This is a genomic window from Planctomycetota bacterium, assembly GCA_018242585.1.
In the GTDB taxonomy this organism is placed as follows: Bacteria; Planctomycetota; Planctomycetia; order Pirellulales; family PNKZ01; genus JAFEBQ01.
In genome coordinates, this window is sequence record JAFEBQ010000030.1 from 51,786 (window position 1) to 73,564 (window position 21,779).

General features: G+C 62.4%; 15 protein-coding genes and 1 tRNA gene. 7 read left to right on the forward strand and 9 right to left on the reverse strand.

Going from position 1 to position 21,779, the window contains the following annotated elements; genetic code table 11:
* Positions 1-27 precede the first annotated feature (27 nt).
* Both JSS27_15320 and JSS27_15325 read right to left on the reverse strand, forming a co-directional pair.
* Complete coding sequence (locus JSS27_15320; protein MBS0210315.1) at positions 28-3,303, reverse strand: hypothetical protein; 3,276 nt, start codon at positions 3,301-3,303, stop codon at positions 28-30.
* A gap of 264 nt (positions 3,304-3,567) precedes the next feature.
* Entirely contained in the window at positions 3,568-5,127 is a 1,560-nt protein-coding gene (locus tag JSS27_15325) for a hypothetical protein (protein ID MBS0210316.1), read from the reverse strand.
* A 37-nt stretch (positions 5,128-5,164) separates the two neighbouring features.
* Between JSS27_15325 and JSS27_15330 the strand changes: the two genes are divergently transcribed.
* On the forward strand, positions 5,165-6,685 hold the full coding sequence (locus JSS27_15330) for a hypothetical protein (GenBank protein ID MBS0210317.1): 1,521 nt from the start codon (positions 5,165-5,167) through the stop codon (positions 6,683-6,685).
* 67 nt (positions 6,686-6,752) lie between these two features.
* Here the strand turns inward: JSS27_15330 and JSS27_15335 are convergent, their stop codons facing one another.
* Both JSS27_15335 and JSS27_15340 read right to left on the reverse strand, forming a co-directional pair.
* On the reverse strand, positions 6,753-7,484 hold the full coding sequence (locus JSS27_15335) for a hypothetical protein (protein ID MBS0210318.1): 732 nt from the start codon (positions 7,482-7,484) through the stop codon (positions 6,753-6,755).
* Between the two features lie 3 nt (positions 7,485-7,487).
* Complete coding sequence (locus tag JSS27_15340) at positions 7,488-8,492, reverse strand: site-specific DNA-methyltransferase (protein MBS0210319.1); 1,005 nt, start codon at positions 8,490-8,492, stop codon at positions 7,488-7,490.
* A gap of 388 nt (positions 8,493-8,880) precedes the next feature.
* Here JSS27_15340 and JSS27_15345 point away from each other — a divergent pair, with 388 nt between their 5' ends.
* From JSS27_15345 to JSS27_15370, 6 genes are all read left to right on the forward strand, one after another.
* Entirely contained in the window at positions 8,881-9,891 is a 1,011-nt protein-coding gene (locus JSS27_15345) for a hypothetical protein (GenBank protein MBS0210320.1), read from the forward strand.
* Between the two features lie 146 nt (positions 9,892-10,037).
* Positions 10,038-11,765 (forward strand): PAS domain-containing protein, encoded by a 1,728-nt coding sequence (locus JSS27_15350; protein MBS0210321.1) that lies wholly within the window; start codon positions 10,038-10,040, stop codon positions 11,763-11,765.
* Between the two features lie 256 nt (positions 11,766-12,021).
* Positions 12,022-13,014 carry an NADPH:quinone reductase gene (locus tag JSS27_15355; GenBank protein MBS0210322.1) on the forward strand — a complete coding sequence of 331 codons (993 nt, stop codon included), beginning with the start codon at positions 12,022-12,024 and terminating at the stop codon, positions 13,012-13,014.
* A 380-nt stretch (positions 13,015-13,394) separates the two neighbouring features.
* Positions 13,395-16,307 carry a DUF1736 domain-containing protein gene (locus JSS27_15360; GenBank protein MBS0210323.1) on the forward strand — a complete coding sequence of 971 codons (2,913 nt, stop codon included), beginning with the start codon at positions 13,395-13,397 and terminating at the stop codon, positions 16,305-16,307.
* Between the two features lie 141 nt (positions 16,308-16,448).
* Positions 16,449-16,522: transfer RNA gene (locus JSS27_15365), tRNA-Arg, on the forward strand.
* Between the two features lie 67 nt (positions 16,523-16,589).
* Positions 16,590-17,756, forward strand: coding sequence for a metallophosphoesterase (locus tag JSS27_15370; GenBank protein ID MBS0210324.1), 1,167 nt, complete (start codon positions 16,590-16,592; stop codon positions 17,754-17,756).
* On the opposite strand, the gene JSS27_15375 is transcribed toward JSS27_15370, so the two are convergent.
* The 5 genes from JSS27_15375 to JSS27_15395 all read right to left on the reverse strand — a co-directional run bounded on the left by JSS27_15375 (position 17,650) and on the right by JSS27_15395 (position 21,333).
* On the reverse strand, positions 17,650-18,003 hold the full coding sequence (locus tag JSS27_15375) for a GIY-YIG nuclease family protein (GenBank protein MBS0210325.1): 354 nt from the start codon (positions 18,001-18,003) through the stop codon (positions 17,650-17,652). The two genes, JSS27_15370 and JSS27_15375, sit on opposite strands and share 107 nt — an antisense overlap.
* A 301-nt stretch (positions 18,004-18,304) precedes the next feature.
* On the reverse strand, positions 18,305-18,580 hold the full coding sequence (locus JSS27_15380) for a hypothetical protein (protein ID MBS0210326.1): 276 nt from the start codon (positions 18,578-18,580) through the stop codon (positions 18,305-18,307).
* A 247-nt stretch (positions 18,581-18,827) separates the two neighbouring features.
* Positions 18,828-19,004, reverse strand: a complete 177-nt coding sequence (locus JSS27_15385) for a hypothetical protein (GenBank protein ID MBS0210327.1) — start codon at positions 19,002-19,004, stop codon at positions 18,828-18,830.
* 183 nt (positions 19,005-19,187) lie between these two features.
* Positions 19,188-19,520, reverse strand: a complete 333-nt coding sequence (locus JSS27_15390; protein ID MBS0210328.1) for a hypothetical protein — start codon at positions 19,518-19,520, stop codon at positions 19,188-19,190.
* Between the two features lie 235 nt (positions 19,521-19,755).
* Positions 19,756-21,333 carry a hypothetical protein gene (locus tag JSS27_15395; protein ID MBS0210329.1) on the reverse strand — a complete coding sequence of 526 codons (1,578 nt, stop codon included), beginning with the start codon at positions 21,331-21,333 and terminating at the stop codon, positions 19,756-19,758.
* Between the last annotated feature and the right edge of the window lie 446 nt (positions 21,334-21,779).

The window sequence follows — 21,779 nt, forward strand, 5'->3', positions numbered from 1 at the left end:
GAGCGGCTTGATAAGAGAGCTGCCGCGCTATTTCGCCGCGGCTGGACGCCGAGCCAAGCGGATCACGTTCTTGCCGTCGGTGGCCGATTCGTCCGGTTGCTGACTGACCGACTTTGACTCGGCGCTCGGCTTTGAATCAGCGGCCGGCTTCGATTCCGTCGCTGGCGGCTCGATCGGCTTCAAGCGGCGGATCGTCTTATCCGTTTCGTCGGTCAAGTCGGGCAATCGCCGCGGCGCCGATGGCGCCAATCGCACGGCCGATGACATACTGTAATCGTAAATCGCATTCGCGCCAGACTTGCTCGCGCCATTCGGGTTGGCATCGCCATGTTGGCCCGCCTCTTCGGTTCCCTGTACCAGCAGGATCTCCTGCTCGCGTGCCGGCCGAGGCTCGGCCGGTCGGAACATCTTGAACCAGTGCTTGAAGTGCAGCCGATCCGCGCTGTTCGACGAGCCCTGCGTCGGCGTCAGCTTGGGCGCTGGCGGCGGCGGGACCGGCTTTTTGGGCAGTTCTTCCATCGCTCCCTTGGTTTTGGGCATGGGCAACGGCTCGGCCTGGGCCTCGGGGGGCTTGTGCGGATCGATGCCCGCGTCGCGCAGCCATTCATCGGGCACCGGCGGCGGCAGAGGTTCGACTTCGACGGGCACCAGGCTGGCGATCAATTCGTCGAACGGGCGATCGATCCAGATGCCGCGCTCGTCCAACTGCATGATCCCCAGGTCTTGCTCCAACTCCATCCGTTCCGAGTAATAGTTGAGCCAGACGCCCATGAAGTTATTCTGGGCGTTGCGCAAGTCGGAGATCGCGGTCAGCAAGTTCAGCGCGGCCGTCGGCCCAAGTTGGGGCGCATCCTGCTGACCAGGCTGAACCGCTGGCGGTGGTTGGTTCAAGTCTTCAAGCGTCTTGTCCACGCGGCGGACGGCAATTGCCACGGCGCGGCGTTGAATCTCGAGATTGACCAGAAACTGTTTCACCGAGCGAATGTCCTGACGCAGCGTCTGGTTCACGCCGTCTTCGAATTGAATCAGCGTGCGGCGGTCTTGCTGATAGCTGATCAGCGACTGACGATAGTTGTTGCGTTCGAGCAACCGCGTGATCGGCGGGTCCAGGCGAATGCTCGCCGTCAAGCTGCCGTTCGACGGGTCGAACGAGACCATGTTGTTGCGGATGGTGCCGTAGTTGCCCGAGAACTGCACCGAAAAGTTCGATCGCAGCGCGTTGGCGTTGTACGTGATCAAGCGCCAGGTGTTGACGACCGTGAGCCGGTTGTTCATCCAATCCAGGCGATTCTGCCGGGCGATTTCGAGCGCCTGGGTCGATTCGAGCGAAATCGGATCGACGACAATGCTTTCGAGTCGAGCGCGGACTTGCACCAGCGACAATTCTTGAATGCCGCGGAGCAATTGCATGGCCAGGGCCACCAGCGTGTCGGCTGACTTGCCCCGGTTGTCCTCGTTGACGGTGCCGCGATAGTTCTTCATCGTGCCGACGCTGCCCTCGAAACGGGCCACTAGCGTGTTGTATGCGTCGCGGAGCTTGGTCTTTTCTTCTTCGAGCCGCGGCGCTTCCTCGGGCTGCATCAGCTTCAGCCGGCCCGGCGTCGCCAAGTCGAGCTTGCGCAGATCGTCATCGACTTCGGCCAGGCACTTCTCCACGCGTTCGCGCATGGCGGCGAGCCGATCGGACCCCTCGAGCAATTGCTGGACCGTCGGATCCTTGTCGTCATCCGTGCCGATCTGCTCGATGAAGTCGCTCAGATCGTTTTCCAGCGAGCGCGTGTCCCGGTCGATGAACAGGAACTGCTCGATCATCGACTCGTCGATCTCGACCGGTAAATGGGGCGGCAGGCCGAGAATCTGCCGCTTGAAGGTGTCGAGCGTGTTCTGGTAGTTGATTTGCGCGTTGAGCAGGTTGGCCCGCTCGGTCTCGATGTTCTGGCGGAAGATGTCGACCTGGGTGATGTCGATCACGCCGGCCGCCAGGTTCGCTTCCAGCAGCTTGAGCGTCCGCAACTGCAGATTCAGACTGTCCTCGGTATTGCGCAATTGCTGGCGTTGTTGCAGCAGGCCGATAAAGCCGCCGACTTGCCCCACGCCGCCGCCGGCGAAACCAGCGCCGGCCGCCGCGCCGCCGCCACCGGCCGTGGCCGCGCCAAAGCCCGCGCGGCCAAAGTTCGTGGCGCCGCCGACGCCGCCCAAGCCGCCGGCCCCTTGGCCCGAGAAGCCCGTCAAGCCCGTGCCGCCTTGGAAACCACCTTGACGTTGTGGGCCGTTGACCACGAAATAGCCGACGGCCACGTTGGTGAAAAAGCCTTGGCGGTAGCGCTGGATCGAACGGAGGTTCCCCAGCAAGTTCCGCTCGACAATCGTCAACTGTTCAAGCGCCACGGCTCGGCCGCCGGCGCGCAACAGCGGTTGAATGATGTTGAAGTTGATCAGCGACGACGTGGTGTTCTGCTCGCCGCCGGTGAACTGCCAAACAAACGAGTTGGCGAACGTCACGACGGCCTGGCCACCGGTGGCAAAGTTGCGCTGGAAGGTGAGTCGCGTCGGGTCGTTACCGGTGTTCACGCCGGCAATGCCAAACCCGCTCAGCGCGCCGGCCCCGGTGCCCGCGGTCAGCAGCGTCGAGTCGTTGCCGGAGCTACTGGCCACCGCGCCGGCCGCCGTGTACGAAGCGCCAAGGCCGCCGTAAAACTGGGTCATGAAGCGGAATCGTTCGGTACTGACGTCGAGTGCCGACAGGTACAGCGTTTCGAGCTGCGTGCGGTAGTCGGGCGAATGGATGTAGCCCAACTGCACCGCCCCTTCGAGATCGAGCTTGATCTTGCCGTCGGGCGTGACCGGCGTGTACTGGCCGATCATCGCGTACCACTCGGGATTCTCCAGCCGGGCCTGATCGCCCCAACGGTGCCAAAGCTTGTAGCCTTTTTTACCGGCCACGTTGTGCATGTAGACGTGCGCGGCCGGGTCGTCCGGCGGCATCGGCGTCCGGTCAGGATCGTTCGGATCGTAGTAGCGGCTGCGCGGATCGATCTGCAAGTTGAAGCCGGCTGGGATGGCCCAGCGCTGATCGTTCGATTTTTCTTGCACCAGGCCCGTCACGTCTCGATCGGCCTGCAGGCGGTAACGCGTTCGCGCGCAGCCAACCATCGTCAGCACGGCCACCAGCACGATCAACAGCGGCCAGGCCCGGGGCCAACCGCACGGAGCATCCTCGCTGTGATGCGCGAGCGCATGTGGCGCGTGCCCGGTTGCCCGAGGGGCGCTGCTGATTGAGTGGGAAAGGAGTGGTCCGCTCACCACCGTCTCCGTGCCTAACGACCTGCTGATCGAGTCAGTGCCGCCGGCGCAGAGTCCGGTTCGGCTCGCGGTTTATCGGCCGTTAAGCTGCGCAAACTTTAACGGTTCTAACGGCGCAAGCTGGACGTGCTGGCACAGAAAGGTGCTTAATGATTGCCCGTTTCGCCAAAGTTCCGCTGCTTGCAGCGAAGTCCGTTGTCAGTTGCTGATGGGCACCTATCAGAGTGCAACTGACTACGGACAACTGACCACTGACAAACAGTGCTAGCGGCCCACCACTGGCTGCAACCGCGGATCGGCTAAATCCACTCGATACATGATCTGGTTGTAATCGTACCGAGGTGTCGCGTCGGGGTTGCCTGAGAAGCTGTTCGTGTAGGTTCCCTCGAAGTAGATCACGCGGCCGCCGTCGGCGTCGAACTCGGGATGATGCGCCGGGTTGTAAAACGTGTACTTGTCGTGGGTCAAAATCTTGACCGCCGTGCGCCACGGGCCGGTCGGCGCATCGGCCGTCACCAGCCAAATCTCCCCCAAGAGCGACGTCCCGCCGTATTGCTCGCCGATCACCAGCCAGCGCTTCAAGTAGGCGTTCCAGTGGACCGACGCGGCATGGATCACGATCGTGCGCCCCTCGGCGTCGCGGGGCAGAAACCGCGCTTCGTCAGTCGTCATCTTCTTGGCGGCGATCAAGTCGCGTTCTTGTTTCGGATCGATCGGCACGACGTTGTGCCCCCAACGCCATCGCAATTGCCCCTCGGCGTCGCGCGGGAGCTTGTCGGGAAACTTGGCCGGAGGTGACACCGCTTCGGCTTCCCACAGCCCAAACGCTTCGTACGCGGCCGGGTTCGTTGCGTCTTCCCAGGTGGCGCGGACGCGGACATTCGGCACGGGCGAAGCGAACGCCAGATAGTCGACCTCGCCGTCGCGCCAACGCAACGTCTGGCCGTCGGGATGCCGCCAGGCATCGGCCTCGGTCAACTCGCGCAGCACGACAAACTTGTCTTGATCGTCGTCATAGCGCATCAGGCCGTGGTCGAGTTCCTGTTCCAAATCCTTGCGCCGCGAATAGAAGCACAACAGCCGCTCCGCATGCGCGCTGTCGCGCACGGAACATAAGCCTGCAATCCAGATCACGCCGTCTTTGCTGGGATGCCCGCACATCGGCCGGCTGAAGCCGTTGTCGTTGGTGAAGTATTGCAGGTCGACGCCAACCGACGGATCGAGCCCGCCCTGCTCGGGCAGCTTTGAAATCGCGCCGCTGGTCCGAAATTGCCCTAGTGGATAGTCCGGTCGCAACGTGTCGCCCCAGAACCAGCGGAACCGGTCCCGATAGAACACGGTCATCACGGTGTCTTGCCCGAGAACCTGTCCATTCAATAGCGGCTCGGCCAGCGGCGGCTTGATACCGAGCAGCACGCTGTCGCGATAGATCCCGCCACCGGTGATCCGGTACAGTCGTTCGGCAATATTCACACGCCGCAGCTTGAGCGTGGCGCGCTCACCGGCGCGCGGCGTAAATTGCTTGCCACGAACGCCAAAGCCATCGGCCGGCATCTCGTAGCCGTGACTGCGGACGTGGAAGAACGTCGGCCGGTTCATCAACTCGGGCTCGTTTAGGGCGACCCAGCCAGCACTGTCGGTGACGAAGCGCACGTGGTGGACCGTTTCGAGTTCCACCAGCGGCACGCCCCGGTCGGTGTCGGCGTCGACGACTTGAATGCCAAACCAGTCGTTCGGGTCGGCCTGGACCGAGGCGGCGGGCACATTGACGAGAACCGCCACCAACAGCAGGAAAAGCGGCGTCACACCAAGCCGGCAGCGCACGCCGGGCGACCTATGTTCTAGTGAGGAGTTGTTTCGCATGGCGACAGTAAATCCGACAGAACCGACACGACTGGACCGGGCGGCGCTCGCGGCGGCGCTGGCGGCCCTGGTGGGGATGTTCCTGGTCAATCTGGGGCAGCTCACGTTCGTCGATCCTGACTTGTGGCACGAGATGGCTTTGGCGCGCGAGACGCTTCAACTCGGGCGCTTGCCATTGGAGGATCGCTTCTCGTACACCCCCACAGTTTACCCGGTGGTGCATCACGAGTGGGGGGCCGGGTTCCTGTTTTATGGCGTGGCTCAGTTGTTGGGTGCGCCGGGGATCATGGCGCTGAAATACGCTCTTTCGCTCGGCGTAGGGGCCTGCTGCTTTCTGGTGGCGCGGCGTCGCGGAGCGTCGCAGGCGGTGATCATCACCCTGGCGCCGGCGATTTTGCTGGCGGGCTGTTACGGGTTCACGACGATTCGCGCCCAGTTGCTGACGATGTTCTGCCTGGGGCTGTTGCTCTGGTGCTTGGAACTCGATCGAACTGGACGACGCTGGTGGATGATCGCCTGGCTGCCTGTGCAACTGGTCTGGCTGAATGTTCATGCCGGCTTTGTCGTCGGACTGGGATTGTTTGCGCTTTACACGGTCGAGCAAGCGGTGCGGCGGCAGCCGTTCCGGCATCTGGTGCTGTTGGGCGCGGCCCTGGGGGCGTTGGTGTTGGTCAATCCTTATGGCGCGGACTACGTGCCGTACTTGCTGCACGCGCTATCGATGCCGCGGCCGATGATCATCGAGTGGCGGCCGTTGTGGCAGAACGATCCTGGCACGTTCAGTGTTTATCTGTTGAGCGTGCTGATGGTGGCCTACGCCTGGACGCAACTCGGCCTGCGGCGGATGCAAGGGCTGCTGGTGTGGGCCGCGACGGCCTATGCGGCGCTGAGCCACACGCGGCACCTGTCATTGTATTTTGTCGTCTGGTTGTGTTTCGTGCCGGCCTGGTTGCAGCAAACACGCCTCGGCGACCTGGTCGTCAATCTCTGGCAGCGGCGGCGGACGGCGATCGTGGCCTTTTCAAGTGCCATCGCGGTGCTGTGCCTGATGCGAATCGTGCCGGCCGCGCCGTGGCAGATGAAAATGCCGAACACCCCGGCCGAAGAGTTGACCGGCCGACCCATGTACCCAACCGGCGCGGTCGATTACCTCGGCGAGGTGAAGTTTTCGGGGAACCTGATGGTCCCATTCGTGCCCGGCGGGTACGTGATGTGGAAGCTCCACCCGGCGGTGAAGGTCAGCCTGGACGGACGCTACGAAGTGGCGTACCAGCACGGACTGTTGGAACAGATCGAGGCGTTGTACCAGGCCGAGCCGGGCTGGCAGGAGACGCTGGCCCGCTACCCGAGCGATGCGATCCTGGTGCCGCGCGCGTGCCCGTTGGCCGGCGAACTGGCCAAGGTGGAAACCTGGCGACGTTGCTACCGAGACGGGGCGTATGACATCTACACGCGGGCTGATCTAACGCTGCCCGAACTCGACCGTGGCGAAGCAACGACAGCAGGACAGTTTCCGTAAGCTCGGTTACGATGAGCGTGATCCTTCGAGAAGCTGTAATGCTGGCCCGGTCGAGTGCTGTGCTTTGTCAGGCGGAATGCTTGGCCGTCTTCTGTCTTGTGAATGCCGCGCGAATGGCCTCGGCCAGCTTGTCTGACGCAATTCGGAATAATTCGAGCTTGCCTATGTTCTCGTTTGTCACGTGAAATTGCCCTTCGCCCACATTGCCGCGATGTTGAGTTTTGGAATAGTCGGGGTGCGTTTCGACTTCGTGTGATGAAAGCACCCAATACCGTATTTGGTCGCGCCAAACGGCAATCCAAACAATTACGTCGCAGCAAGCTGGTTTGATCTGCTGGAAGTTCATCCAGAATGGCTTGGTAGAAACGGATGATAACGCCTTCACGTAAAGAGGCGCATCTACCCCAGCGTCCACTGCACGGGATGCTTTTACTTCGATCCGAACTCTACCGTCAAGCAGAAAGTCATATTGGCCTGAGTAATTTGAATCCAACTTCTTCGTGGACTTGGCGAGTTCGGGGACAAGCTCTTTCAAATGTCCCTGCGCCCATGCCTCGCCGAAAGTTCGCGGTGCGCTGATTTCAAAGATATACAGGTACATGTTCCGGGCAATGTAGTTGTCGCGCATCTCAAGATACTGTTCGAGCGACAAGACATTTTTGGCGAGCAGGTGCGAAATGACGAATTCGTATTCATTAAACGGGTAGACCGAGACGAGGGTATCCAGTCGCTCGCGGATTTGTTCCGCAGCGGGCAGCTTTGCCAACAACTCATCGATCTCGTTGTGCAGGGCTTCCATGTTTTATTCGAAAAGCATTGGCAGCGGCGCGGTCCTGTTGGGTGCGGCCAGCAGTTCGGATTGATCAGCATCAATGGCGTCAGGGAATTCTTTTTCAAATGGGTGGCCATTCTGCCAACCAAGTCGGCCCGTCTGCCGGTAGCGTTCTAGGCGGCGTATGCTGATTTCACAGTAGATCGGGTCGATGTCCGTCGTGATGCACCGTCGATCAAGCATCTCCGCCGCGAGTAGCGTGGAACCTGAGTGCGCAAAAAAATCGAGGATCACGTCACCCTTTTGGGAACTAGCACGGATGATCCGCTCGATGCACTTCAGTGGCTTTTGTGCGTAGCAGCCGGAAACATTTTCTTCCATCCGATAAAACACTTGCTGTATGTCAACCCATACGTTTCCCGCGCGAATCGTGTCGGATTTGCTCCGTTCAAGGTTTTCGGTCACGCAACCATTTACTTCCTTGTAGTATCCACGCAGAATCTTCGGAATATCCGTGTACTCCGCTTCGACATTGAAAGCGGGCGAGCCTTTCACGTAGTACAGGAGTTCCTGGCGTACCGCCATCCAGTTCTTTTGCGTACCATAACCGCGCTGATTCCTCATCGTGATAAAACTGCGGGCTGCAAAAGGTTCTTCGCGCATCATCACTATGAAATCAGCGAGCGGCTGGAATCCGTCACGTTGATCCGCCCCCAACCAGACATAGAGGGAGCCCTCGTGAGCGAGGACATCGTGGGTAATCCGAACCCAGCGCCTGGACCACTCGGTGTATTCCCCAATACTGCGACGCTCGAACGCGACCAGGTTGTAGGGCGGATCATGGATAGCCAGGGTTGGTGATACATCGCCGACCAGGGACTTTACGGACTTCAAGTCGGTCGCATCCAAGCAGCCCACGACGTGCTTTCCAGCGGGATCGCGCCACACGCCCCCTGCCTTCAGTCGGCAATGAGGCAGAAGCCGATCTCGCCATTCGGAAGAGGTATCCAGTCTTGGCAAGGGGTTGTTTTTCATAGGCGGAGTCTACGAGCCTCGCGAGTCCGATGCCACCCAAGTGGCGAGATTGTTAATCGCTAGCCAAATTGTGCTAAATTACGACCGGCTGCGATAGGCTACTCCCATTGATCTTCCAGGGGACGCGAGAAGGCCACGCGAGCCCGCGTTGACGCGATTCACGTCTTCTCTTCTTTCCTCGCAATTCGCGCCGATACTGGTCCGACGCTATCAGAGTTGGACTGCGGCGACGGAACTACGGCGAGCTAATTCCCTAAAGCCCGATTACTGCGATCGCGAGCAACGCCGCGCGCTTGACTTGGGTGGCCTAGCGATTCAGAATCGACTTTTTAGGCTGTTCCACAGCCCCCAACTCGTCAGCTCGTCACCTTTGCGATCGAGTCTTCTTATGCTTCTGGGATGGTTTCGGCGTCGCGCGGCTGGGCCGCTGGGCGGGCGGTTGGCGCTGGTTGGCGGTTGTCTGGTCGCGCTCGTGGTCGCCGGTTGTGGCCAGGCCGAGTTCGAAGCCCGGCTGAACCAGCAGGTCGAGATAGTTAACCATGCCGACAAGTTCCGCGGTCTGTACCCGCAGTACCGGCGGCTGATGGCGGCCGACGGATCGCTGCCGATCTGGTTCCGGATTCCGGCCAAGTTCAACTCGGCCTGGGAAAACACGCCGGCCACGCCGGACCCCGACACCAACGCGCCGCCGATTCGGAACGAGACGGTGCAGCCCGATTTCGTCTGGCTGCCTGATGTGCGGTTGTACTGTCAGGGGACGGCCAAGGACGGGCGCGGTATCGAAGTGCCGTTCTTTTTGCACATCGCGGCGAAGAACATCGGCGGCTCGACCGACCCAAACGCGCCGCAGCCCGATCCCAACGCACCGCCAGCGCAAGACCCGAACGCCCAGGCGGTGAATCCGACCGCGCCGACGCTGCCGAATACGGCGCCCAGCGATCCAAACGCAGTGCCGCCCGACCCCAATGCTCCGCCCGACCCGGCGGCGGTCGAAGCGGCAGCGCGGGCGGCCAAGGCCAAGGAGTTGAGCCTGGACCCGAACGTGCCGTTGCGCGAGGCGTTGTTGGCACGGTTGAACAAGGCCTTCCCCGAGTTGAAGGCCGAGAAGTTCGACGAAGCGGTCCTCGAAGCGCCGGCCAAGGGGAACTCGGTCCAGTGGCAGACATTGAAGATCAACGCCGAATCGTTCTATCGGAAGATGGGACTGCACGAGAGTTCCGGCTTCAAATTGCCCGGGACCATCTGGGTGAATTACTTTGAAGGGCAAGGTTGGCGGATTGTGGCCATCATGCGGATTCCCGAATCGATCCAGCGTCAAGCCGATATGAAAGGCTGCGAGGACTGGATGAAGCGGATGTGCGGCACGCTGACCATTGGCGAGCGCGCGCCGCAACAGTAGCCCAAGTCGCGCCAGCCGTTTGACGATTGGCGTTAGCATGACCATGTGCGCCGCGGGGCGCGGCTAGCTCGTTGGCGGAGCCAGCAGCGGCGACCCGCGTTGGTATTCATACAGTCGACGACCCGCACATTAGGAGAACGTGGCGAGTGTCGGATTCAGCAGCGCAAGTCTCTGAACTGCGGGCCAAGATCGCCGCGCTCGAACAGGAAGTCGCCCGGCTGCGCCAGATCGACGGCGAACACGCGCGCGCCGAGGCCGAACTGCGTGCCGGGAACGAGTTCCTGAACACGATCGCGGCCACCTTGCCGGCCGCGGTGATCATGTTCGAGGCCAAGGCGGGCAAGTACACGTTTGTCAGCGACGCCTTCGAGAAAATCTTCGGCTATCCGCGCCAGCGGCTTGTTGAAGGCGGCTTCGAGTTCGCCCTCGGGCTGTACCATCCCGACGATCGCGACCGCGTGCTAGGCCAGCACATGGCCGCGGTCCAGGCCTTCGAGTCGGGCCAGTTAAAGTTGGCCGAACCGGTGTTGTTCGAGTCGCGGATGCGCCATGCCGACGGCAGCTACCGCTGGATTCACACCTATGGGACGGTGTTTGACACCGCGCCGGACGGTTCGATTCACCGCATCTTGAATATCAATGTTGACGTGACCGAGCAGAAGGAAGCCGAGTTTCAGTTGCGCAAGATGCGCGACGAGCTCGAGCAACGCGTCGCGCATCGAACCGAAAACCTGAATCGCGCCAACGAAGTGCTGCGCGACGAGGCGTCGCGCCGGCAAGCCACCGAGGCGGCGCTGCACGAAAACGTCGAACGCTTCAACCAGATGATCCACGGCGCCAAGATGGGGCTGTGGGATACTCGGGTGAACAGCGAAGACCCGCTGAACTGGGACAACCCCATCTATTACTCGCCGCATCTGAAGAAGATGTTCGGGCACGAGCCGCACGAGTTTCCCGACACCCTGGGGGCGTTCTTCAGCCGAGTCCATCCCGAGGACTTGCCGGGCGTCTACGCGGCGCTAGATCGTCACCTGAGGGACCGCGTGCCATACCAGGACATTGAGTACCGGGTCTTCCGCCGCGATGGCGAGATGCGCTGGTTCTTGTCGCGCGGACAGGCACTGTGGGACGAGCAGGGGCGTCCGGTGCGAATGTCGGGGGCCGTGGCCGACATCACGGCGCGTAAAGTCGAGGAAGCCGAAAAGATTCAAGAACAAGAATTTCTGCAGAGTGTGCTCAAGTCGCACGAAAGCGACAGGCAGCTGATGGCCTATGAATTGCACGATGGGCTGCTGCAAGATTTGACGGGTGGCGTCTGGGAGTTGGAGGGGCTGCGCGGCACGCTCGCGCGGTTTTCGCCCGACGAGCTGGCGCGCGTCGACAAGGTGTTGGCGCTGCTGCGGCAATCGCTGGACGAGGGGCGGCGGCTGCTCAGCGGGCTGCGGCCGCCGATCCTGGACGAGCAGGGGATCGTGGCGGCGCTCGATTATCTGGTGGCCGAGCACCGGTTGGCCCACCCGATCGACGTGACGCTGTCGACCAATGTGCAGTTCAAGCGGTTGGAATCGCTGCTGGAAGTGACGATTTTCCGCATTGCCCAGCAGGCCCTGGCCAACATCGTGCAGCACAGCCGCAGCGACCGAGCCGAAATCCGGCTGACCCAATTGACCGAGTCGCTCCATCTAGCCGTGCGCGATTGGGGCGTGGGCTTTGAAGTCGACAAGGTGGCCAAGGACCGCTTTGGATTGTTAGGCATCAACCGGCGCGCTAAGCTAGCCGGCGGTGAAGCCCAGGTGGTCAGCCAGCCCAATCGAGGGACGCTGATCTTTGTCCGTTTGCCGCTAGTTCGTGGTCCAGTGTCGGCAAGCTTATGAAGCCGGAAGGTTAAGAACCGCAAAGACGCAAAGGACGCAAAGAAGACCGCAGAGGGGCAGGGGAGAGGGGGAGCAGGGGGGGAGAAGACGAGAAGTACGATTCGCGGTTTAGCCGCCGGGCCAAAGGCCCGCGCGTCGGCCGTCATCAATCGCGACTCCATGGACATCTCTTCTCTTTGCGATCTTTGCGTCTTTGCGGTTCAAATTTGCATCATTATTAGGTCAACGCTTTTCATTAGAAAAGAGACGTTACGCCATGAAAGCTGCTTTTATTCGTCAACCTGGTCCGCCCGAGAACATCGAGTACGGTGACCTGCCCGATCCACAACCGACCGCGCGCCAGGCGCTGGTCCGCGTGAAGGCCGTGGCCGTCAACCCGATCGACACGTATTTGCGGAGCGGCATGGTCAAAATGGAATTGCCGCTGCCGTTCGTCATTGGTTGCGACATGGCCGGCGTGGTCGAACGAGCGCCGCAGGGGTCGAGTTTGAAGCCGGGGACGCGCGTCTGGTGCAGCAACCAGGGCCTGCTCGGTCGCCAGGGAACTTTCGCCGAACTGGCGGCGATTGATGAAGCGTTTCTGTATCCCACGCCCGACGGCGTCGCCGACGAACAGGCGGCGGCGCTGGCCTTGGTAAGCATCACAGCCCACCTGGGCTTGTTCCGCTGCGCTCATTTGACCGCGGGCGAGACCGTGCTGGTCAGCGGCGGCAGCGGCGGCGTCGGTTCCAACGTCGTGCAAATGGCCAAGGCGGCCGGTGCGCGCGTGATCGCCACGGCCAGCACACCCGAGAAACTGGACGTCTGTCGGCAGATGGGAGCCGACCTGGCCGTGAACTACAAGACCGACGACATCGCGGCCGCGATCAAGCAGTTCGCGCCGGCCGGCGTGAACGTCTATTGGGAGACGGCGCGCGAGCCGAACTTCGAGCGTTCCGTTCCCATGCTGGCCCCGCGCGGGCGGATGGTGTTGATGGCCGGGCGCGAGGCCAAGCCGACGTTCCCCGTGGGGCCGTTCTACGTGAAGGACTGCTCGCTGCATGGCTTTGCCATGTTCAACGCCACGCCCGACGAGCAGCGCACCGCGTCGGTCGACATCAACCGCTGGATGGCCGAAGGGAAGCTGCGGGCTAGGATCGGCCGGCAGTTCAAGCTGTCCGAAGCGGCCGAGGCCCATCGACTGCAAGAGGCCAACACCCTGCAGCAAGCCGGCACTTTGTGCGGCAAGATCGTGCTCAAGGTCGGCTAGGGCGCCTGGGTGGCGCCGATTGCGCCAGCAATCGGTGTTGCGCAGCAACAAGAAACTCGATGGGCACGCGTAGCCGAGTGGCAAGTCGCCACTAGTAGAGGCCGGCGCTCAAGGTTTCCTGCGGCCTTCGGCCGCCCAGGTAGCAGAGCTACCTGGGCTACCCAGGGTTTTAACTGCCGCCCAACTGTCCAGCGCAGTGGTGGCCGTCGCGGCGGATCGGCGGGGCGTTAAATGCGTGCGAAGCGTTACAGCCGGCCCTCGTCGGCGGGCTCTTCGGCGGCGGATGCACAAGTTCTGGCAATGGGCCGGTGAAGGGGTAGACTGGACTGTTGCGTTCGGCGCGTCGGGCCGGTTTCTTGTCCCTTAGCCATTACGTCTTCATGCCACCGAAAAAACCTTTGGCCCGCCCCCCGGTTCGCAAGCCCGTCGCCGCGACGCGGCCGATCGAGAGCCCCTTCGCGCCGGCGCCGGCCACCGCCGTCGGGCCGGCCGCGCCGTTCAGCTTGGGCGAGTTTTTGTTGGGCACCTGGTCGCGCCCCAGCATGTTTGTCGTGGCGCTGCTGTTGGGTGTGCTTTCGTTCAGCACGTACGCCAACTCGTTCGATTGCGGGCTGGTGCTGGATAACTTCCTGATCGTCGGCGCCGACAAGCGGCTTAAGTCCCCTGCGGAAGAAAATGTGGACCTAGTCTTCAGCAAGGGGTACTGGTGGCCCACCTGGGAAAGCAACCTGTGGCGTCCAATGACCACCTTCTCGTACCTGGTGAACTATTCGCTGTGGGGGAACGGGCGGACGCCCGCCGGGTATCACGTGGTGAACCTGGCGCTCCATTGGGTGGTGACGCTGCTGACCTATGGCTTGATCCTGGCCATGATCCGCAAGCCGTGGATCTCGATCGGGGCGGCGGCGATCTTTGCCGTCCATCCGCTGAACACGGAAAGCGTGACCAACATCGTCGGCCGGGCCGACTTGTTGGTAGCGCTCGTGATCGTGGCCGGCATACACTTGCATCGTTTGAGTTACACCGCCAGTTGGCCGCTGGCGATCCTGACGCGAGTGATGCTGGTGGTCCTGGCTGGGGTGGGGCAGTTGAGCAAGGAAAGCGCCGTCGTGTTGGGGCTGACGATGTGGTTTTATGACCTGGCGACGTATGACATCAGGCCGCGCGAAACATTCCGCGACGTGGTGCATCGCTATCCGGTGCGATTCCTGCTGTCGGTCCTGGTGTGCTTCCTCTTGACCATGTCGATCGTGATCTGGGCCGGAGTCAGGTTCGGCTTGTTTGATGTGGTGAAGTACGTCGTCCTGCCGGGGGCGATGATTATCGCCTTGCCGCTGGGGTGCTTGCTGATCAATGGCAAGATCACCAAACAGTCGCCGGTGGCGGCCTTGGCGCGTCGATTTATTGTCAGCGGCGTCTGGAGCTACTTGGCCGTGGTGGTGCCCGCGACCGTCGTGCTCGAGGCGCGCTTTCAGCACCTGAAAGACTCGCCGGTGTTTGACGAAATCGGCGCCGACAACCCGATCGTCGCCGCCTGGGCCTTCGTCAGTCCCGAGACTCCCGAGGCCATGCGGCATTTCGTCGGCGGACTGACTGGGCGGATGACGGCCATCAAGGTGATTGGCCTGTACGCCAAGTTGTTCTGCTGGCCGTCGACTCTGTCGTGCGACTATTCTTACGATGAAATCCGCTTGTTCGGTTGGACGCTCTCGGACCCGGGGGATCTGGCCACCTGGCTGACGTTGCTGGTGATCGTGGGCTCGTCGCTGTGGCTGTTCTTTGCGCCGGCTGCGCCGGCGTGGTTCAATCGACCGTTGTACTTCTTTGGTTGGTTGTTCTGGATCGCGTTCGGCCCGACGTCGAACTTGCTGCGCGGCGTGGGCAGTATCATGGGCGAACGGTTCATGTACTTGCCGCTGGTCGGCGCGGTGGGCGTGTGCGCCGTGCTGGCCGTGGTGGGGATCGAACGCCTAGCCGCCAAACGGCCCGAGTGGATGCCGCTGTTGCCCAAGGTTTTGGGGCCGACGCTGGCCGTGGTGGTCATCGGCTTTGGCGTGCGCTCGTACGAGCGCAATATCGACTGGCTGAACGAACTGAATCTATGGACCAGCGCCGTCAAGGCGTGCCCGGACAGTTTCAAGGTCTATAAGGGGCTGGCCGGCGCGATCACCGGCCAGGATCTAACGCCCGAGCAGGATCGCGACCCCGAGTTCCGCGCCGCGCGAATCCATCGACTGGTCGAGCCGTTGAAGGCTGGCTACTCGCTGCACCCGGCCTCGGTGCGCCAGGCGCTCGACGAGCGGCTGGAAAAGATCGTGTCCGCGGCGGACCAGAAGCGCGACGAGAACATGGACGAGGCGGCTTTCCGTGACAAGTGGCTGGCCGATATGAACGCCGAGACGTATGACCTGTCCGCTTGGGTGGCCGAGCAGGGAACGAACATCCTCGAGTCCAAGCCCTTGCCGCTGTGGCACATGCCCAATGGCATTTTTCAGGACGTGGCTCGCTATTACCTGTTGCTAGGGGACCAGTTGGCGCGGATGACCGATCCGAAAATGCAGACGTTTTCCCCCGAAGCTTACGACAAGTACACGCGCGCCGTGGCGTCGTTGGAGCGAGCTCGCGAAATGGACAGGGCGGTCAATGAGAAGTCGCGCGAAGATCGCGCCAAGCGCGGCATGCCCGACGACAAGATCATCGACGTCGGCAATTTTCGCATTTACCAGAACCTGGGCGTGCTCTACATGCGGCTATCGGCGGTGAACGACCGCCACGTGCGCGACGCGCGACTTGAGGACGCCGCGACGGCGCTCAAATACATGCAAGCGCTTGAGCCGACTTCGCCGGACAGCTATTACAACCTGGCGATGGTCAAGATCAGCCAAAACCAGGCTTCGCCGGCGATCGTCTATTTATTCGAAGTGCTGATATTGAAACCGGACTCCAAAGAAGCTTGGGGCGCCTTGGAGCAGCTTTCGCCGCAACTGGTGCCGGGTGAAAACGTGTTGGTGCTCAATCCGGGAAACAACCAGCCGGCCTTGAACACCAACACGCCGTTTGTACGCAAGCATATGAACCAGGCGCTGCACAACTTGTGCGAGACGATGTTGCGGGCGCGGCGGCCGTCGCACGCCGACGAAGTTTTCAAGCTGGGCGTGACCAATTACGCCTGCCCACCAGAAGTGTTCTCTGATTTAGTGGCCCGGTTCCGCTGGACGCCGCCGCGGGTCGCCCCCGACGGCGTCCCCGGCATGGCCAATCCTCAGCAACCCGTTTTAGGCGGCCTAAGATAGGCCGCCAGCAACACTTCGCGCCGGCGTTCGCCGCAGGCCAAGAGAGACGTACAAGGTACGTATCCGTTCGGCTGTCTGGTGGGAGGCCCGAGTTTTCCCGCCTGCCGCGAAGCCTTGCCGCGCCGTAAAATGGCGTCACACGCGCCCGTAGCTCAACCGGATAGAGCAGCCGCCTTCTAAGCGGCAGGTTGTGGGTTCGACCCCCGCCGGGCGTGCTCTCCTTTTCCGCCTCACACGCCGCCCCTCGGCGTCTTACCAGCGAGTTCGCCCATGATGATGTCGATGACTGTCCGGCGGTTGCTATTAGCTTGCGGCCTGGTGTGTTTCAGTTCGTTTGCGCCCTCGGTCCACGCCGAAATCACCCGGCTGTGGCTCAGCCACCAGACCAACGACCCGAGCCGACTGGTGATCAATTGGGAATCGGCTGCGCCAGGCGACTCGGTGGTCCGCTACTCGGTCGACGACGGGCCGGAGCAAACCGTGCGGCAGGCTGAATCAACCACACTGCACCACGTCGAGATTCCGTTCGGCGCGGCCGGCGCCAAGTATCGCTACCAGGTCCAAACGGGCAAAGAGCGCTCGGCCACGGCGTCGTTCCACGGTTACGCGGCCGACGAGTTGCGCGTGGCCGTGGTGGCCGACTGGCAAGGGAAGCCGAAGCTCGACGCCTTGCTGGCCGATCGCATCGATTTGCTGCTCACCGCCGGTGACAATATCGGCAGCCTGCATGGTCGCTGTGGCGTGGGTGTGAAGGATTGCACCACGCCGTACGGCGAATTGATCGACGCCTATCCCGAGTTGTTTCGTTCGACGCCGTTCCTGCCGGCGCTGGGGAATCATGACCGCGAGATTCGTCCTCGCGGCAACCAGCCGCCCGCGGAACCGGTCTACGACGTCGAGGCCACGGCCTTTCGTCAGTTCTTTGCCTTGCCCGACGCCGAATGGCGCTGGCGGTTCGACGTGCCGACGGTTGGCGCGCGATTCTTGGCGCTCGACCTGAACCATATCTCCGACCAGGGAACGACCTATCAGACCTGCCACCCGCTGGACCCGGCGTCGGAGCAATTCCGCTGGTACCAGGAACAATTCGAAGGGGCGCGGCCGCGGTTTGTCGTAACGCTGCAAAACGAACGCAACGCCACCATGCGCGCCCAGCACGGGGCGACTTGGCATCGCTTGTTCCGCCAGGGGAGCCTGGTGATCTCGGGCTTCGGGTACTTCGCCGAGCGGGCCGAGGTTGACGGTCTCAGCTATTACAACACGGCCCTTGGTGTCGGGGCCAAATACCCCGATCCCCAGTCAAAGTTCTTTGCCAGCGTGGCCAGCTATGTGCTGCTGAGCATCAAGCCCGACGCGATGCGCGTCGAGTTGAAGTCGCTGGCGGGCGACGTGCTGGACGCCCGGACGTTTGTGCCGTTGACGGAGCGGACGCCGCGCCCGAACGAATGAGGGCTTCCTTGGCTCGACGATCCAGGGCTTTGATCTGCAACTCGCGCCGCAACGCCAACCCGCGCGACGCCGCCGTTTCCTGGTAGACCAGCTTGACCGGGGTGCGACTGCGCGTGTAGCGAGCGCCGCGGCCGGCATTGTGCTGGGCGCAGCGCCGTTCGACGTCGGTGGTGATACCCGTGTAGAGCGAACGATCCGCGCAGCGCAACAGATAGACGAACCAGGGCGCTGCCGCTTGATCGATCATCTTGCGCGAAGTGTCCTGGGATGATGATTGCGCCGCGGCTTGCTGGCCACGAACTGGCGCAGAAAAAAGGCTACCCTGCGACGAAGGATAGCCTCCTGTCCGAGAATCGCGAAGAGCAGTCTGCCTCGGCGAGCGCCCAGCGGCACCGCCCCGCGCCGCGTGCCTGCCCCGGTCGCTCGGGCCTTCCTGCCGCGAAGCCTGATTCGCGATTCTTCGTTCAACCCAGCACGACTCGTTGACCAAGCCGGCAGCTCGATCGCCGTTGGGGCGGCCGCCGGCTTGGACGTGACTTGGCGAGGGCTTAGTAGAACAAGAAGTTCGCATAGCCGCCGTAGGCCGGGCCGCCGAGGCCGCCATAGACGGTCGGGTAACCGTAGCCGTAGCCACCATTGCCATACCCGTAGCCATAGTTGCGGTAGTAGCTCGGGTAGCCGTAGCCGTACCCATAGCCGCTATTGCGGTAATAGTTGGAGTTGCCCGAGTGATGATGATGGTGAGTCGTCGGAGCGGCGCTCGCCACGGTCGTCCCCAAGCATAAAGCCGCACCCGCCACCACTGCCAGAATGAAGCGTTTCATAGCCCTGTTTCCCTGCAAAGGAGCCCTGATTGATTCGACTGGCCAAAGCCGAGCAGCCCTGTCAGGCTTGTTCGTCATGCCGAAAGATAGATATCGCATAAGGCGTGCCAAACGGCCGAGCCGAGTCAGCGAAAGCAAATTCCCTCGTGAAAACGCCATGTTTCAGTGACGGCGGCCGGGGACCGGGGGACGAGTGTCATCAAAGTGACGGCAGCGCGAATCGAATTGATTTGATTCGTCCGCGGCGCTATTCCGGCGTGATCGGCGTCTTCAGCGCCTGGAGCACCACGAACAGCATGATCGCCACGCCGCACATCCAGGTAGCGAGCCCCAGCGGGTTCAAGATCGAATACTCGGTCACCACCGGTCGCAGAATAATGCCCATCGCCAGCAGCGAGGCCATGCCTGTCAAGATTACCTTCATTGCCCCGCTCCGTCGTCCGTTGCCAATAAGTGTTTGAGCCGCCGCGAATCGACCGCGGAGCGTTTCGTCATGGTCGCTGACGATCAGAAGCCCGATCGCCAGGTGTTGGCCGCCCCAGGGGACCAACGGGACGAAACGTCCCCCGCGAGGCGCGCCCCCAGCAAGCAGGGCGCGCGGCAGCGCTCAGATTTGCAGCCGAACGTGGTCGGCTTGCAACGAAGTGGGCACGAAGTTGCGCGCGAATTGTGCGGAGGCGAGCCGAGCGGGCTCGCGCGTCGGCAGCCCGACGCTGGCGGCAACTGGCGGGTGCTTGTTGGCCTTCTCGATTTCGGAGGCCAGCGTTGACGACCGCTGGGCGTCATAGACCGAGCGGGGCGCCCCGTTCGATTGGACCGTGGCCGCGGCCAACAACGAGGCCGACTTCAACAGGCATGCCGCGTCTTCATCGACCCACGGTCGAGAAACATGGGCCGGCGCGACCGTCGGCCAGGCGACGGCCAAGGCGAGCACCAACATGATTGTGCGGCGAAATATCATGGCCTGCCCAGGCTTCGGAACACTTCCGCCATCATAACCGGGCCGGTTTCAGGTGGCAACAAATTGCGCGCTGCTGGCCTGAAAGCGTAGGGCAGCGTGTGATGGCGGTTTGGAATGCTTAATGGGGGGCTAACGAAGCTCAAACGCTGCCGCTATGCCGCCGTCCCCTCTAGCAACTAGGAACCAGCAACTAGCAACTTCTTCCCACTAGCCCCTAATCCCTAGCCCCTCGCCTCTTCCCCCCGCACCAATAAAAACTGACCGTGGGCTGATCGCAGACGACGTTGTGCTTGATAGTCCACTGGCCGACACGTTTCCAGCTTGCGGGCAAGCCGCCCCGTTCGATGAACCAAGGGTCGTAGACCATCGCGATCGTCACGCCGCGCTCCCGGGCTAGCCGCGCGATCTGGTCGCGATCGTACTGGCCGGCCAGCTTTAAGCGGGCGACTTCTCGATTCCCCAGCCCCCACAGATCGAGCACGTCGGCGTCGGACAGAAAGCTGATCGCGCCGACGTCATTGGCCGCCACGGCCGCGTGGTTGTAGTGTCGTCGGACCAGGAGCCCCAACTGATACTGCTGCTCATGGATGTTGCCACAGGCGGCCGCCACCGTGGTGTGGGCTCGCACCGCGCGGGGCAGCGCCGCCAGCCCGACGCCGATCAATACCAGGGCCAGGACCAATCGTCGCGTGCTCAATTGCTCAGCCGACAGGTTGCCTTCGGCCGGGCGGCGCCAGAGCAAGGCCAGCGTCGCGACGCCAAGGTACACCAGGTACGCCTCGTAGCGATAGAACCAGCCGAAGGCGGCCAGCAGGCAATGCAACCCGCCGGTCACCAGCACGGCCAGGGCCATCAATCCCGCCGGCTCGCGCCAGAGTTTCCGCCCCAACAACGCGGCCGATACGGCCACCGCGACGAGCATCGCCACCACGTGCGGGTTCTCATTCACGCGGCCGATGGCCACATCGAAGAATGCTTGCAGCCCACCGGGCGATGCCAGGCTCGGTCGATTCCCCTTCAAGAGTACCGACGTCGGCAGGAAGTACCAGCCCTGGGCGCGGTAGACGCAGCCGGCCACGGTCACCGGCAGGGCGCCGAGCAACGTCACAGCGGCGGCGAATGTGAACCGCCGTTTCAGGAGTGCGAGCGCCGCGACCGCGGCAATCAGAAACAGGCTCTCATAGCGCGTCGCCCCCAGCAGCGGCGCGAGGACCAACGCCCAACGGCTTGCGCGTCGCCACTCGGCCGAGCCGATGGCTACGGTCAGCGCCGAACACGCCGCGAACAAGAACGCCAACGACAGGGCCGCGTGCAGCAGGTGTTCCATTCCGGTAAACGCCACCGGCACAATCGGCGTGACGAAGATCGCTACGATCAACACGACGAGCGTCTGTCCCAGGGACACGCCACTGAGCGCGAGCACGCGCCACAGCACCGCCACGGCTAGCGCCGCCGCCGCCAGATTCATCACCAGCGGCGTTACTTCCTGGACGCCGAACACCTTGTAGAACGCCGCCAGCGCGCTGGTCCACAACGGCGACGAAGATGCGGCCGCGAACTCGTGCGGCGAGATGCCCCACGTCCCATGCTGGGCGACATTCTTGGCGATGGCCATGTGAATGTACGCATCGTCGAGCGCGTAGATCACGTGTCCACCGGTGCGCTGCAACACGACCACGAGCGCCAGCGCGAACATCGCGCCCAGCACGGACCAAGCCAGCCACAAGGCCGGCAGCGCCGCACGCAATGGTTGGCGTTCGGGCGCTGCTGATGTTACCTCACTCGCTGACATCGTGAGTGCCGCTCCTTGGCATCGGAAAGAATGAATCACCGGCCTGCAAACACCCTCGTCAGGCCGGCCGCAAGTATGTCGCGGCCCCCTGTTTTTCGGCAAGCGGAGCAATTTTTTCCCGAGCTGCGCAGGGCTATTCAGAGGACTGAGCGGCGCGGCACGCGCGAGAACCAACCGTTAATCGTATTGAGGCAGGGCGAGCGCACGCGCTCAAGGTATTGTGCCCACGATGGTTATTGGGCTGCTTGACAGCAGCGGTGGCATCCCTCGCGGTAGCGTGGCTGTGCGTAATTGCCCTGGTTTTGGGCCTCTTCGCGCGCCCACTGCCCCACTCGGATGTCGTGTTGTGGCCCCGGCGTGATTGTGACAAGATAGAGAGAACGATCGTTTCGCCGGTGTTTGCTCGGCTAGCTACGACTAGTCTTCCGCCGGCCAGGGGGCACCCT

Bases quoted from the DNA above. Each gene is read 5' to 3' on its own strand.
- JSS27_15330 (MBS0210317.1), top strand. From the start codon at position 5,165: ATGGCGACAGTAAATCCGACAGAACCGACACGACTGGACCGGGCGGCG.
- JSS27_15335 (MBS0210318.1), bottom strand. From the start codon at position 7,484: ATGGAAGCCCTGCACAACGAGATCGATGAGTTGTTGGCAAAGCTGCCC.
- JSS27_15340 (MBS0210319.1), bottom strand. From the start codon at position 8,492: ATGAAAAACAACCCCTTGCCAAGACTGGATACCTCTTCCGAATGGCGA.
- JSS27_15345 (MBS0210320.1), top strand. From the start codon at position 8,881: ATGCTTCTGGGATGGTTTCGGCGTCGCGCGGCTGGGCCGCTGGGCGGG.
- JSS27_15355 (MBS0210322.1), top strand. From the start codon at position 12,022: ATGAAAGCTGCTTTTATTCGTCAACCTGGTCCGCCCGAGAACATCGAG.
- JSS27_15360 (MBS0210323.1), top strand. From the start codon at position 13,395: ATGCCACCGAAAAAACCTTTGGCCCGCCCCCCGGTTCGCAAGCCCGTC.
- JSS27_15370 (MBS0210324.1), top strand. From the start codon at position 16,590: ATGACTGTCCGGCGGTTGCTATTAGCTTGCGGCCTGGTGTGTTTCAGT.
- JSS27_15375 (MBS0210325.1), bottom strand. From the start codon at position 18,003: ATGATCGATCAAGCGGCAGCGCCCTGGTTCGTCTATCTGTTGCGCTGC.
- JSS27_15380 (MBS0210326.1), bottom strand. From the start codon at position 18,580: ATGAAACGCTTCATTCTGGCAGTGGTGGCGGGTGCGGCTTTATGCTTG.
- JSS27_15385 (MBS0210327.1), bottom strand. From the start codon at position 19,004: ATGAAGGTAATCTTGACAGGCATGGCCTCGCTGCTGGCGATGGGCATT.
- JSS27_15390 (MBS0210328.1), bottom strand. From the start codon at position 19,520: ATGTTGGTGCTCGCCTTGGCCGTCGCCTGGCCGACGGTCGCGCCGGCC.
- JSS27_15395 (MBS0210329.1), bottom strand. From the start codon at position 21,333: ATGTCAGCGAGTGAGGTAACATCAGCAGCGCCCGAACGCCAACCATTG.